This window comes from Limosilactobacillus sp. (assembly GCF_051873035.1).
Taxonomy (GTDB): Bacteria; Bacillota; Bacilli; order Lactobacillales; family Lactobacillaceae; genus Limosilactobacillus.
Genome location: NZ_JBJEEL010000023.1, coordinates 12,064 through 25,611, shown reverse-complemented (window position 1 = coordinate 25,611; position 13,548 = coordinate 12,064). Strand labels below are relative to the sequence as shown.

Here is a 13,548-nt window from a genome sequence, read left to right as displayed (position 1 = left end):
ATATTAAGACCGCCCGCTTGGCCGGATTAAGATTTTTTTATAATATTCGGGGGAAAGTGTGGCAAATTATTGGCGGCTTGGTAATTTACCCCCGTGAACACAAATAGGCGTCAAGCGTTCGGAATTGTCCGAATGCTTGGCGCCATTTGGGTACTACGTTATTGCGTATAACAGGATTACTTATTAAACGTACCGTCTTCTACTGAACGAATGAAATCAGCCAGGTGCTTGTAGTAGACGTCGGGGTTATCAACCATGTGGTGGTGACCACCATTCGGCGTGGTAACTAATTGTGAATTTGGAATTAAACTATCCATCGTCTTGGCAGTAGCTAGTGGCATGGTTTCGTGTTCACCAAAGGTTAATAGGGTTGGCACTTTAATGTTCTTAAGTTGGTTACGGAAGTGCCAGTCCTTAAGCTTACCGGTGATTACGAATTCGTTATCCCCTTGGAAGACGTGATAAACGGCGTCCCCACCGAGGTTCTTAATGTGGTAGAGCTTAGAAGGCTGCTTACGATCCACGTATTGTTCGTTCATGACCTGAACGTATTCTTGGTACTTTGGATTGCTGTAGTCGTCCCGGTCCTCACAGTCCTTCATGAAGGCGACGGCATCTGCCGGAAGGGTCTTTTCACGGAGGGCGTTGACGTGTTCAACGTACTCGTCAATTTCATCAACCATGGAGGAGATGATGGCCCCCTTCAAGTGTTGACCGTATTTTACGGCGTACTCTTGGACCAGCAGGCCACCCCAGCTTTGCCCGATTAGGTAGAAATTATCCAAGCCCAGCTTTTGCCGCACTTCATCGACCTCGTTTAAAAAGTAGTCGTAAGTGAGGTACTTCTTAGCGATGGCTGGGTCATCGTAATTCGGTTGGTCAGAGTAGAGGGAGCCCAGTTGGTCGTACATCGTAACTTGGACGTTTAAGCCTTGCTTTTTCAACTGGTCAGCGGTATCTTCCCAGTATTCGTGACTGCCACCAGGGCCACCGTGGAGGGCTAACAGGTGGATATCACCTTCACCCTGGGTATTTGTCCAGAGGTGGTAGCCGTTATCAAGCGTGATAATCTTAGTACCAGTTTCCATTTCTCATTCTCTCCTTTTATGTAACTAAATAAGCGAATAAAATTCATTTTACCGCAAATCAAGCATAAAAGCGAAGAGAACGGTCCGTCAATCACAGCTGTTGGACGCCGGGAATGGTTAGCCGGGCGTTTTGAACGGGGAGCCGGTAGCTGATATTTTCGTTACCACGGAGCGTGAACTCATAGTCCGTTGCGTAAATAACCAGCTCCAGTTGGTGACCAGCCGCCAAGTGATGGAAGAGGGGCTGGAGATCAAAACTGACGGTAACCAGTTGGTCGGTGAAGAGGTCGTCAACTTGCCGGGCGTTGTGCCGGTTTTGCAGGTTGATGTGACCGTGGCTAATAACCTTGTAATCAGTTGCTTCCTTTTGCAAACGGAATTCGCGCAAGTCGTCTGCTTGCCAGTGGTAGCCCAATGGTAGGCCGCCCCGGTTCATAATAACTGGGGATGTGGTTAGCCGCTTGGCGGTGCCGCGGTCAATCAATTCGGCACTTAACAGTCCGTGGTCGGTTGAGCTAGAAACCTGGACCGTTAAGCGTGGTGTTCCCCGGAGTAACTCGTCGGTGGTCAATGGTGCACTAATAAAGTGCCGGCTGAAGCGACCGTCATCCTTGTAAAGGGCCGCCTGCCACTTAGCGGGGGCCTTACACCAGGCAGCATAATCAGCAGGGGTCTGCTGGTCGTTAAAGGTCTGGAGATCGGCAGTTGAACTGGCGGTTGTCGTCAGCTGGTTGTCCTTCAGGTAGTAGGTAGTTTCCTTACCAGCTGTCCACTGGTCGTAGCTTTCCCAGGTTTCGGGTGTCAGGTTCGATTGCACTAGGACGTCCGGTAAGATTTCGTCGGCGTGGTTATCGACTCCCCAGAGTTTGTTGGCTAGCCAGAGGTTGACCATTTCGGAAAAGTCCAGTGATTGGAAGGCGTTGATATAGATATGCTGCCCCTGGTGAAGAATCAGTTTACTAGTAACCGGTAGTTGGGCAAGCTTATCCGCGAGGGCCTTAACGTTACTTGGTTCGACGTTATTATCGTTTAAACCGTGGACCATCATTACCGCGGCCTTAATATTGGCGATTTGTGGGCGGTAGTTACGGGCGGCCCAAAAGTCGTTGTAATTTCCCGTTTGCCGGTCCATTGCTTGAGCCATTTGGTCGACATACTGGAGGTAACGGCCTTTAACCCGGTGGAAGTCGGCCGGCCGCTTGGTACGGCTAAAGGTTTCATCTGCCAAGGTGTCAGCATCCTCACCCTGGAAACCACCGGCAGCCCGGACCAATCCGTTTTCCCGGTAGTAGTCATACCAGCTCGAAATGGCGGCTTCAGAAATAATTGCCTTTAAGCCGGGCACTCCGGTAGTGGCGACGGCAGTGGCTAGGGTACCAAGGTAGGACCGTCCCGTCATTGCAACGTTGCCGTTACACCAATCAGCAGCGATGGTATAGCCACTGTGGCGGTCAGTGAAGGCCCGGCGGTCACCATGCAGCCATTCCACGACGGCCTTCATTGAGGCAGTCTGTTCTGGTGAGCCACAGGTTTGAAAACCATCGGAGTCCTTAGTACCAATTCCGGAGGCATAGACGACGGCGTAACCACGGACGGCCAGGTAGCTATTAAGGGTGTAGGCCGGGGTAGAAGAGAACGTTTCGGTAGCGTGTTGGGCAGTTCCCTTGACCTCTTGGTAGGCAAAGTCAGTGGGGAAATGTTCTTCGGCCGGAGCAACCCCTTCAGCGGTCTTGTGGGTCAGGGGACGGTTGACATCATGGGTCGCTTTGACACCCCATTCGTCGTTAGTTCCCTGGTTATAAGGACTAGCAGTGAAGAGGGCGGGGACTTTCTTGAGGTTTGATTCCCGGGGCCGCATGATTTCCACCTTGACCAGGTCGGCCTGACCATCGAAGTCCGTGTCGAGATCAGTCTCAACGTAGACAACCTCCCGAATAAAGTCATGGGGGTCATAGCAGGCTACTGGTTTGCCGTTAAAGAGGAGCGGTTTTTCTGCTGCTGGTAGTTGATAGGTCCAGCTTAAGAAACCGTGGGCCGTCAAGAGGTCAAGCCAGGACTGACCATTTTTACCCCGGGTACTAAGAAGAAGGTAAAAGGCCTTAATAACCGTTTCCGCAGTCCATTCATCCGTATCAACCATTGTTAAGTGGAACTTTCGCCAAGCTTCTAGGGGATGCTCAAGTGCGAAGTCGATTTCTGGTTCAAATTCTAGCAGCTGCAAGGCAATCCGGTAGAAGACCGCCGTGGTCAGTTTGTTGTTGGCAGCTAACCAATCATCGAGGGCCTGGTCAGGGGTGGCTAACAGGTCGTGTAACCACTCCTTGGTGGTTAGTGGGCTGTTAACACCCAAGTGGGTCCGGGTTAGTAAAGTTTCAAACAGGGCGGTCGGCGCGAGTTGGCTCTCCGTCTCGTCCTTGAGCAAACGCAGTGTCGTTAACTCGGCCCGTTGTTGGCGCGGGCTTACATTAACAATACTAAATTGGTTAATCTTCATTGGACACACCTCACTATTCTAAATTTTCGTCATCTTCATTATCGCACTCTGCCAAATGCTTTTGGGGATTTTCCCGTTTTTAGGGCCGACTTTTTTCTTAAGAAACGGTATAATTGACATGCTTTACGGAATTCAGGTTGTGAGGGATGACAATGACAAACAAAATTATGGAATTTCACCACGTTAGTAAGGAATTTGGGGATAACGTGGTGCTAAAAGACATTAACTTTGAAATTGAAGCCGGTAAGTTTTATACCTTGCTGGGGCCATCCGGTTCGGGGAAGACGACCATCTTACGCTTAGTCGCCGGTTTTGACCAGCCGACGAGTGGTGACATCCTCTTTGCTGGCCACCGGATCAACGATGTCCCGGCCAACCAACGCCAGGTCAATACGGTTTTCCAAGACTACGCCCTCTTTCCCCATATGAACGTTGCCGAAAATGTGGCTTTTGGTCTCCAGATCAAGGGACTTAAAAAGGCGGTTATTAAGAAGAAGGTTACAGAAGCATTGCAGCTAGTGCAGCTAGAGGGCTATGGTGATCGTGAAATTACCGCCATGTCTGGTGGCCAGCGGCAACGGGTAGCCATCGCCCGGGCCATTGTTAACGAGCCCAAGGTCCTCCTTTTAGATGAGGCTCTTTCCGCATTGGACCACAAGCTACGGGTGCAGATGCAGACAGAATTGCGCCAGCTGCAGCGGCAGTTAGGGATTACCTTCATCTTTGTTACCCACGACCAGGAAGAGGCCCTGGCGATGAGTGACCAGATTATGATCATTAACGACGGAACGATCCAGCAGAGTGGGACACCGGTTGACATTTATGATGAGCCCTTAAACCACTTCGTTGCCGACTTTATTGGCGAAAGCAATATCGTCCCTGGCGTCATGAAGGCCGATTACCTGGTGACAATTAATGGTCAAGACTTTGAATGTGTGGATGCCGGGATGCGGCCGAACGAAAGAGTCGAGGTCGTTATTCGTCCAGAAGACCTTGATATCACACGGGTAGAAAAGGGGCAATTAGTCGGGACGGTGGACACCCAGCTTTTCCGGGGGGTCGACTACCAAATTACGGTGCATGACGTCCGTGGTCATACCTGGAAGATCAACTCCATTCACAAAACAAGGGTTGGCGCACAGGTAGGGATCAGTTTTGACCCTGAGGATATCCACATCATGCGCTACAACGAAAGTCAGGCGGACTTTGATGCCCGCTTGGATAGCTATGAGGAGGACGATTAATGCGACAAAAGACACTTTTCATTATTCCGTACGCACTCTGGATCGTCCTCTTTGTTATTGCCCCCCTGGTCCTAATCTTTTACCAGTCCTTTTTTAACATTAATGGTCAGCTGACCCTGGGAAACTATACGAACTACCTGACATCCGGGGTTTATTTAAAAATGACCTTTAACTCAATCTGGTATGCCTTTTTAATTACCGTGGTCACGTTAATAATCTCTTACCCCACGGCCTACGTGTTAAACCACCTGCCTAACAAACAGTTCTGGTTGTTACTGGTTATCCTGCCGACGTGGATTAACCTCCTTTTAAAGACCTATGCCTTTATTGGCCTCTTTAGCCGGACGGGGTCAATTAACCAGTTCCTGCGCTTTATCGGCCTGGGTAGTCACCAGTTGCTCTTTACCGATGCCAGCTTTATGTTTGTGGCTGCCTACATTGAGATTCCCTTTATGGTCTTACCGATCTTTAACTCACTCGCCGAGATTAGCCCGTCGCTGATCAATGCCAGCAAGGACCTCGGCGCTAGCCAGTGGCAGACCTTTACCAAGGTCGTCTTGCCATTATCGATGCCGGGAGTAAAAGCCGGGATCCAGGCTGTCTTTATCCCCTCACTATCCCTCTTTATGATTACCAGGTTAATCGGTGGTAACCGGGTAATTACTCTGGGGACCGCCATCGAGGAGCACTTCTTGACGACCCAAAACTGGGGGATGGGGTCAACGATTGGGGTTATCCTGATTATTGCCATGTTTATTGTGATGTTTATTACTGGTGAAGCGAAGCAGAAAGGGGGACGGGCCCGGTGAAAAAACGACACTTGACCTGGTCAGGACTGTACCTGGGCCTGGTCTTTATCATTTTGTACGCGCCGATTGTCTACTTAGTAGTGTTCTCCTTTAGTGCGGGGACAACGATGGAAAAGTACCACGGCTTCTCCTTCCGGCACTATGCTGACCTGTTTAGCGACACCCGGATGATCACGATTGTCTTCAACACGATTATTATCGCCCTGCTGGCCTCACTAGTGGCAACGATTATCGGTACCCTGGGGGCACTGGCGATTAAGGATACCCACGGTAAGCTTCGTAACAGTCTGTTATCCTTTAACAACGTCTTGATGGTTTCACCTGACGTAATTATCGGGGCTAGTTTTTTAATCTTCTTCACCATGCTGGGGGTTCGGCTGGGCTTTGTGTCGGTTCTACTGAGCCACATTGCCTTTTGCATCCCCATTGTGGTGTTAATGGTGTTACCAAAGATTAACGAACTGTCACCCACCCTGGTTGATGCCGCCTATGACCTGGGGGCAACCCGCTGGCAGGCCCTCTCCCAGGTTGTCTTACCAGCGATTACTCCCGGAATTTGGGCTGGCTACTTTATGGCTTTAACCTATTCACTGGATGACTTTGCGGTTACCTTCTTTGTGACGGGCAATGGTTTTTCCACCCTTTCTGTCGAAATTTACTCCCGGGCTCGGCAGGGGATTAACCTGGAAATTAACGCCCTGTCCACGCTGATGTTTGTGGTCTCCCTTCTCCTGGTAGTTGGTTACTACCTCATCAGTAAGCACGGTGGCCGGCATCAACGGGTGGTTGCCGTTAAGGAGGGGGATGCGCAATGAAAAAGCTGTTAGCCGTCATCACCAGCATCCTCTTACTGTGCCTGGCCTTAGCTTTAGGCAACGTCGCCTTAAATCACCATCCGGGTCAGGGGGATAGTCGGTTGCTGACTATCTACAACTGGGGTGACTATATCGACCCAGCCCTGATCACTAAGTTTGAAAAGCAGACGGGCTACCAGGTGGACTATGAGACCTTTGATAGTAATGAATCAATGCTGACTAAGATCCGCCAGGGAGGAACCAACTATGACCTGGTGGTACCGAGTGAGTACACGGTTCAGCGGATGAAAAAGGAACACCTCCTGGCCCCCTTGGACCACCGCCGACTACCAAACCTCCACTACATTGGCCACCAGTTTCGTGACCAGCCCTTTGACCGGGGAAACCGCTATTCGGTACCCTACTTCTGGGGGACGCTGGGAATCATATATAATGACCAGAAGGTGGCTCGTCGGGATGTCCAGCACTGGAATCAGTTATGGAACCCGCGTTTGAAGAATAATGTAATGTTAATCGATAGTGCCCGGGACGTTTTTGCAATTGCCCTGATTTCCCAGGGACATTCGGTCAACACAACCAACTACCAAACCCTCAAGCGAGCACAGAATCACCTGAAGACGTTGACACCGAACGTCAAGGCGATCGTGGCTGATGAGATGAAAATGTACATGGAACAAGATGAGGCCGCGGTTGGGGTTACCTATTCTGGTGATGCCCGGGAAATGATGAGTGTCAACCATCACCTCCACTATGTGGTCCCCAGTGAGGGTAGTAATATTTGGTTTGATAACATGGTGATTCCGCGGACGGCGAAAAATAAGGCGGCCGCCTATGCCTTCATTAATTTCATGCTCAAGCCCCAAAATGCGGCCCAGAATGCCCGTTATGTGGGCTACGCTACGCCTAACCAGGAAGCCAAGAAACTCTTACCGCCAAAGGTGGTTGCTAACCAGGCCTTCTATCCACCGGCCAAGACGATGCGGCACTTACAAACCTACCGTGATCTTCCTTTAAAGACGCTGGGGGTTTATAATGACCTCTTCTTAGAATTTAAAATGTTTGCTAAGTAAAAAAAGTAGTAACCGGACATAACATTGCTATGTCCGGTTACTACTTTTTTAACGTTCTTGGTTGAGTTTACTGTGACGGTAGCCGTAGGTGAAGTAAATAATTACCCCGAGGCCGAACCAAATACCGGCACCGATCCAGGTTTCCTTGGAAAGCATTGCCATCATCCCCAGGCAGGCCAGCCCGGAAATAATTGGTAAGACTGGGTACAGTGGCACCTGGAAGCCGCCCTTGTTACCGATATCCTTCCGGCGCCGGAGGGGAATAATCCCAAAGGAGACGAAGAGGAAGGCAAGCAGGGTCCCAATGTTGACCAGGCTGGTTAGGCGATCCAGCGAAACCAGGCCCCCCATTAAGGCGATAACGATAGCGACTACCCAAAGGGCTTCTTGGGGAACATGGTGGCGGTTATCCAGCTTAGCTAACCAGGAAGGTAGTAGACCGTCCCGCCCAATGGAGTAGACCAGTCGGGAACTAGAATAAATCATGGTAACCATCATGGTGAACATCCCGATCAGGGCCCCGATTGAAAGCAGTTCGGCAATCCATTCCTGGTGGACAGCTTCCAGCGCGAAGGCGACGGGGTTAGCGACATCCAGCTTGGTGTATTTAACAATCCCGGTGAGGACAACAGAAACCGCCATGTAGAGGACGGTGGCTACGATCAGTGTACCGATAATCCCCAATGGCATGTTCTTCTTCGGGTTCTTAACTTCAGCGGCCGATGACGAAACCGCATCAAAACCGAGGTAGGCGAAGAAGACGACGGTTGCACCGTGGAAGACCCCCTTCATGTGGTAGGGAAGGAAGGGGTGGTAGTTAGCTGGCCGGATAAAGAAGAGTCCCACCACTACGAAGATGATGATGATGGCGATCTTAATTAGGACGGCGATGTTGTTGATCCGCATTGATGACTGCATCCCCTTGGATAGCATCCAGGTAATGAGGAGGACGATAATAATCGCCACCAGGTTGATGTAGGTACCGTGGGCCGGATCGAAGGGCCCCGAAATGGCCTTCGGAAGCTTTAAGCCAAAGCTGGCAATGAAGGAATCGAAGTAGGCGGCCCAGCCAGTAGAAACGGAGGCGACCGCAAGCATGTACTCTAATACCAGGGCCCACCCCAGAATCCAGCCGAAGAATTCACCAAAGACGACGTTACCGTAGGAGTAAGCACTCCCCGCTACCGGTAACGCGGATGAAAATTCAGCATAACACATTGCGGCTAGCGCACAGACGATAGCAGAAAATAGGAAGGAGAGCGTTACTCCAGGACCCGCCGAATTGGCGGCCACTGTCCCCGGTAGGATAAAAATCCCGGTTCCGATAACGGCCCCAATTCCCAGCGCCATCAGATCAACGGCTGTCATTGACTTAACAAAGTGCTTATCGACCCCGAGGTAACGATCTAGACTTTCTTTCCGCAGAATGTTAAAGCGCATCTTTAAACCACCTTTGCTATAATATAGTCAGAATTATCTTCTTCCATCATAACCAGGAATAAGATTAAAAGTCAATGAGAATATTAATCAAATTTTAAAAAGGATGGTTTGGATATGGCAATTGAAGTAACTAGTGGTGCAGTTGTTTACCGGAAAAACAACGATCGGTTAGAGTACCTACTCTTGGAAAGTCAGAATAAGGGCCACTTCTGGGGCTTTCCCAAGGGCCACGTGGAAGGCAGTGAAACGCTAAAAGAGACGGCGGAACGTGAAATCAAGGAGGAAACCCAGTTAATGGTACCAATTGATACCAGTTTTAAGGTTTATACCGAGTATGACCTACCCAATGGCAACCGTAAGCAGATGACCCTATTTACGGCCGACCTAACCAGCAATGAGGACATCCACCTTCAGGCCGAGGAAATTAAGAACTGCGGTTGGTTTGACTACCAGGCCGCACGCCAACGATTGACCTACGATAACCTCAAGCAGCTCCTGGACCAGGTTAACGACCACTTATTGGCAAAGTAATGGCTAGGCAACACGTTTACGTAATTTGTGGGGCCGCTGGTTCTGGTAAGACGACAGTTGCCCGTTACCTACGGCAGCACTTTCAAATGCACCGGGTAATTACCCATACTACCCGGGCACCGCGGCCGGGCGAACGCAATGGGGTTGATTACCATTTTGAGACGCCGACTTCAATGGCCCACCTGCACCTGCTCGAGTCGGTAACTTATGACCGGGCCCAGTATGGTTCTTCAATGGAGGGACTAGCAGAAGGCTGGCGCCAGGGGCATGACGATGTGATCGTTTTGGACACTAAGGGTGCCCTTACCTATCGGCGGGCGTTAGGTGACCGGGTAACGGTAATCTTCTTAACCGTTAGCCACCTGGCGACGCTGGCCCAGCGGATGAGTCGCCGGGGGGATGAACCGGCAGCAATTACCGGCCGGCTTAATAGTCCGGAGTATCACCGAGACTTACACCTGCCGCACCCGTTGCGGGGAGTTGCTAAGGTAATTGTTAATGATGACTGGGAGGCCACTAAAAGGACCCTTGAGCAACTAGTTAACCGCAACCAGTAGAAATATGATAGAATAGGCCTTTCAGTAATGGGGGTGGTCCGAAATGAATAAGTTGATTGAACAAGCTAAGGCAAAGCTCCGGGCCCACCACTTGCGCTGGACGAAACAACGGGAAATGATGGTAAGAGTAGTCGGTAAGGATCCCGAACACTACCAAGATATTACGGTCATTGACCAGGCGCTGCGGGTGGCCTATCCCGGCCTTAGCCACGATACAATTTACCGTAATTTAAAAGAGTTTGAACGGTTGGGACTGGTTGAACTACGTCAGCACCATGACCAGATGCAGGTGAAGTACCGCTGTGATAGTGCCCACCACCACCACTTTATTTGCGAAGTTTGTGGTCGGGTTCAGGAAATCAAGATGCCCCCATTGGAGATGTCCTATTATGAACAGCAGCTTCCGGGAGCCAAGATTACCGGCCATGTATTTGAACTACGGGGCATTTGTGCCAAGTGTCGTACCAAACATTTAAAATAAATTTCAATCTTCCTTAACATTTATAGTCGGTAAAATCGGTTATGATATAGGTTGAGAAAAGGAGAATGTATAATGGCAGCAAAAATTCCACCGCTGGTAACCCCATTTGCGTTGGTTTCTTTGGTGTTGGCTTTAGGTGCTACGAACGTCGTAGTGAACAAGGCAACCCACACGACGGAAGGGGCCAAGGTTGTATCAACTTCGCGTCGGCCTGTTGACCAAGATTCGACTGGCACCCGTAGTGTTAGTGACAAGGATAACAGCACCGATGACCAGGATGATAATTCAGTTACCAAGCGTTCGAATAGTAATAATGATAACAATGACCAGACGACGGATAATGATACCCAAACGACACCCCGGTCTGGTGATACCGATAATAATACTGGTAATCAAACAACGAGCAATAATAACGGCAATACTAGTAACCAAACGACCAGAACCGGTGGTGGCAACACTAGTACCAATACTGGTACCACCGGTCAGAGTCAAACGACGACCACGTCGGGTAATCAATAGGGAGGTGGTGGATTACCATGTTTAGTTTCCTTGATATGATTAATTCATCGCTGAGTTACTTCAACCTGGATGTTAAGTTGAAGAGTCGGATCTATATCGGGATTGCGACGGCGGGTGATATCTACCTGGTATACGTCACCTTCCGCCTCTTTGCGAACCACGTCTGGATGCGGGCCTTCTTATATTGCCTAGCGATGGTCGCAATCACTTACTTTATCTACCTGAACTTTGTCTTTTACTTCTTGGGACGGACGTCACGGTTCGACATTATCTCGCCTAAGTTTGCGAAGATGACGGGACAGCACTTTGATAGTGACGGTAAGAAGACGTCGACCCGGGCTGATCGGCGGGCAGCCGCAATTGCCAACCAGTCCAACGGCTTATTTAGTGGCAGCAATACGACCCCAGCGGTCGTGGCAATCGATGACTACGAGCAACGGAACTTGCAACGTGTCGTTGACCAACTGCTGGAAGAGGGGATCTTTGTCAACGATTTTGATGGGCAAGATGATGATCAGATTATTGCCCAGTACAATGAAACCGGCCAACCGGTCCAAGCATTGAACACGGAGTCAGTTCCACCATACTTTGAACTGGTCCACGATCGGGTGCGGCACCGTTTGGAAATTTATATTGGTCTAAACCAGATGGAACGGCGGGCCGTTGGTCACATTATTCGGATCGGTCTCACCGACGTCCGTGATGCCCACCAAAAGTACCGGATCTATCTGGCTGGCCTGGCGGTAACCGCGGGGCCAAATAAGATTCCGGGCCGGCGGGGGTCGACGATCATGACGACGGCCGATTACAAGTTAAACGCTCAGGTAGCCTACCGTAAGCGTGAGAATGAAGAATAAAAAGGGCTGTGACTTATAGGTTAAAAGTCAACAGCTTGGTACATAAATGGGCCTCAGACCTTCGGGAAACCGAACGTTTGAGGCCCATTGTGCTTGTGGGGCATGACTACGAAGCTATAAAGGACTTCTGTCATGCGCCCGCTTATTAGTTTTAAAAGTTATTTTTTCTCGGTAAATTCGCCTTCTAATGGATCGTGGTCATGGTGACCTTCCCGGTGGTTATAGTCGGGCATGATCGCAGCGGCGACTAGGTAAATAATAGTAATCGGGAAGAAACCGGTGAAGGCCAAAAGGACGACGGTAATTAGGCGGATCATTGTGGGATCAACACCCAGGTAATCCGCAATACCACCACAGACTCCCAAAAAGACCTTGTTCTTGGACTTAGTTAACTTCTTAGCCATAAAAAAGCCTCCTTAATTAATAACCTATGCAAAGTATTCATAACGGATCTGGTAGTGCTGAGGGTAGCCTGGTCGTAGTGAAATATCACCAAATTGTGGGTGGTGTGGGGCGTCAGGTAGTGTTTGCCCCTCTAAGGCCATTGCAAACCACTGACCAGCGGGGCGGTTAAAGCCCTCAGCATGCAGGCCGTTAGCGGTATAAACAACTAGACCGTTACGGTCAGAGTACATCTTGATCTTACGACCAGTGGCGGCATCCATTAATGTTGCTACCGGCTCATGGGCAAGACGGTTACTTGGCAAGACGACGAAGGCATCGTCAAAGCCCCCCTCAGCGACGCCCCGTTCTTGAAGTTCCTGAAGCGCCGTCCCCATTACTGTTGGGTGACTAAAGTCAAACGGGGTGTTGCGGTTGATCAGCTTACGACCGGTCGGGATCTTCTCGTCGTCTAGTTCGAGGTGGTAGGTGGAATTAAGGGTTAAGACATGCCCCTGAATAGTTGCCGCTTCGCCGGAAAGGTTCCAGTAGGCGTGGCTGGTCGGGTTAAAGAGCGTCTTTTCGTCACTCTCCCCGTCAAAGTCAATGGTAACGCTATTGTCACTGGCCAACGTATAGGTTACCTTCATTGTTTCGTTACCCGGTAGCTGGTCGGTTTCGGGCCCAATTGTGGCCGTTAAAATTACCTGGAGCTTATCCTGGTCCTGGTTAGTTGCGACTTGGTAGAAGTGGTTACTAAAGCCGTTAGCACCACCATGCAGTGTATTTTCACCTTCGTTAGCAGGGATTTGATAACTTTCGCCATCGATGTCGAATTGCCCTTGGGCGATCCGTCCGCCGAAGCGTCCGATGATTCGCCCAACATACATTGGAGCATTTTTAGGGTTAACATAGGCCTCAATATTATCGGCACCGAGCAAGAGGTTAACCCGGCCACCACGGGTATTCGGCACCATGTAAGATTGCCAAATTCCGGCAAAGTTCAATACGCTAATGCTGACGTTATTGTCATTAGTAAGTGTGTACTTAATTACGTCTTGGCCCGCATACGTGCCAAATTTTTCATTTTCGATTTTCACAGTAACCGCCTCCTGATAAGTGATACTAGTTAATTAAATTGTAGCATATAACAATCGGCTCGCCGGCATCCGCTTAAAATTAATTCAGTTAATTTCCAAGGAAATTAAACTAGGACATATTGGCATATTTGTCTTATTATAATACTGAAATATATGATTGAT

The 13,548-nt window shown here is 49.8% G+C and carries 14 protein-coding genes; 9 read left to right on the top strand and 5 right to left on the bottom strand.

The features are described from left to right. Positions 1–176 precede the first annotated feature (176 nt). Both ACI31H_RS02485 and ACI31H_RS02480 read right to left on the bottom strand, forming a co-directional pair. The gene (locus ACI31H_RS02485; RefSeq protein WP_439770417.1) at positions 177–1,088 is read right to left on the bottom strand and encodes a proline-specific peptidase family protein; all 912 of its coding nucleotides are present in this window, start codon (positions 1,086–1,088) and stop codon (positions 177–179) included. Positions 1,089–1,179: 91 nt separating this feature from the next. Then, positions 1,180–3,582, bottom strand: coding sequence for a Xaa-Pro dipeptidyl-peptidase (locus ACI31H_RS02480; RefSeq protein WP_439770416.1), 2,403 nt, complete (start codon positions 3,580–3,582; stop codon positions 1,180–1,182). Between the two features lie 152 nt (positions 3,583–3,734). Between ACI31H_RS02480 and ACI31H_RS02475 the strand changes: the two genes are divergently transcribed. Genes ACI31H_RS02475 through ACI31H_RS02460 form a run of 4 tightly spaced genes read left to right on the top strand, consistent with a single transcriptional unit; the run spans position 3,735 to position 7,520 of the window. Then, positions 3,735–4,826 carry an ABC transporter ATP-binding protein gene (locus tag ACI31H_RS02475; RefSeq protein ID WP_439770415.1) on the top strand — a complete coding sequence of 364 codons (1,092 nt, stop codon included), beginning with the start codon at positions 3,735–3,737 and terminating at the stop codon, positions 4,824–4,826. Further along, positions 4,826–5,635, top strand: a complete 810-nt coding sequence (locus ACI31H_RS02470; protein WP_439770414.1) for an ABC transporter permease — start codon at positions 4,826–4,828, stop codon at positions 5,633–5,635. Before ACI31H_RS02475 ends, ACI31H_RS02470 begins: the two co-directional genes overlap by 1 nt. Next, positions 5,632–6,450, top strand: coding sequence for an ABC transporter permease (locus tag ACI31H_RS02465; RefSeq protein ID WP_439770413.1), 819 nt, complete (start codon positions 5,632–5,634; stop codon positions 6,448–6,450). Before ACI31H_RS02470 ends, ACI31H_RS02465 begins: the two co-directional genes overlap by 4 nt. Continuing rightward, positions 6,447–7,520, top strand: a complete 1,074-nt coding sequence (locus ACI31H_RS02460; RefSeq protein WP_439770412.1) for an ABC transporter substrate-binding protein — start codon at positions 6,447–6,449, stop codon at positions 7,518–7,520. Before ACI31H_RS02465 ends, ACI31H_RS02460 begins: the two co-directional genes overlap by 4 nt. A 48-nt stretch (positions 7,521–7,568) precedes the next feature. Here the strand turns inward: ACI31H_RS02460 and ACI31H_RS02455 are convergent, their stop codons facing one another. Continuing rightward, positions 7,569–8,960, bottom strand: coding sequence for an APC family permease (locus tag ACI31H_RS02455; protein WP_439770411.1), 1,392 nt, complete (start codon positions 8,958–8,960; stop codon positions 7,569–7,571). A 114-nt stretch (positions 8,961–9,074) separates the two neighbouring features. On the opposite strand from ACI31H_RS02455, the gene ACI31H_RS02450 reads away from it, so the two are divergent. From ACI31H_RS02450 to ACI31H_RS02430, 5 genes are all read left to right on the top strand, one after another. Continuing rightward, entirely contained in the window at positions 9,075–9,491 is a 417-nt protein-coding gene (locus ACI31H_RS02450) for a bis(5'-nucleosyl)-tetraphosphatase (protein WP_439770410.1), read from the top strand. After that, positions 9,491–10,048 carry a guanylate kinase gene (locus ACI31H_RS02445; protein ID WP_439770409.1) on the top strand — a complete coding sequence of 186 codons (558 nt, stop codon included), beginning with the start codon at positions 9,491–9,493 and terminating at the stop codon, positions 10,046–10,048. Before ACI31H_RS02450 ends, ACI31H_RS02445 begins: the two co-directional genes overlap by 1 nt. Before the next feature lie 43 nt (positions 10,049–10,091). After that, positions 10,092–10,529 (top strand): Fur family transcriptional regulator, encoded by a 438-nt coding sequence (locus tag ACI31H_RS02440; RefSeq protein ID WP_439770408.1) that lies wholly within the window; start codon positions 10,092–10,094, stop codon positions 10,527–10,529. A 72-nt stretch (positions 10,530–10,601) separates the two neighbouring features. Next, the gene (locus ACI31H_RS02435) at positions 10,602–11,048 is read left to right on the top strand and encodes a hypothetical protein (RefSeq protein ID WP_439770407.1); all 447 of its coding nucleotides are present in this window, start codon (positions 10,602–10,604) and stop codon (positions 11,046–11,048) included. 17 nt (positions 11,049–11,065) lie between these two features. Then, on the top strand, positions 11,066–11,905 hold the full coding sequence (locus ACI31H_RS02430; RefSeq protein ID WP_439770406.1) for a DUF6681 family protein: 840 nt from the start codon (positions 11,066–11,068) through the stop codon (positions 11,903–11,905). Between the two features lie 158 nt (positions 11,906–12,063). Here ACI31H_RS02430 and ACI31H_RS02425 read toward each other — a convergent pair whose 3' ends face one another. Together ACI31H_RS02425 and ACI31H_RS02420 are read right to left on the bottom strand one after the other, a co-directional pair. After that, on the bottom strand, positions 12,064–12,309 hold the full coding sequence (locus ACI31H_RS02425) for a PspC domain-containing protein (protein ID WP_439770405.1): 246 nt from the start codon (positions 12,307–12,309) through the stop codon (positions 12,064–12,066). A gap of 24 nt (positions 12,310–12,333) precedes the next feature. Continuing rightward, entirely contained in the window at positions 12,334–13,386 is a 1,053-nt protein-coding gene (locus ACI31H_RS02420) for an aldose epimerase family protein (RefSeq protein ID WP_439770404.1), read from the bottom strand. Positions 13,387–13,548 lie beyond the last annotated feature (162 nt).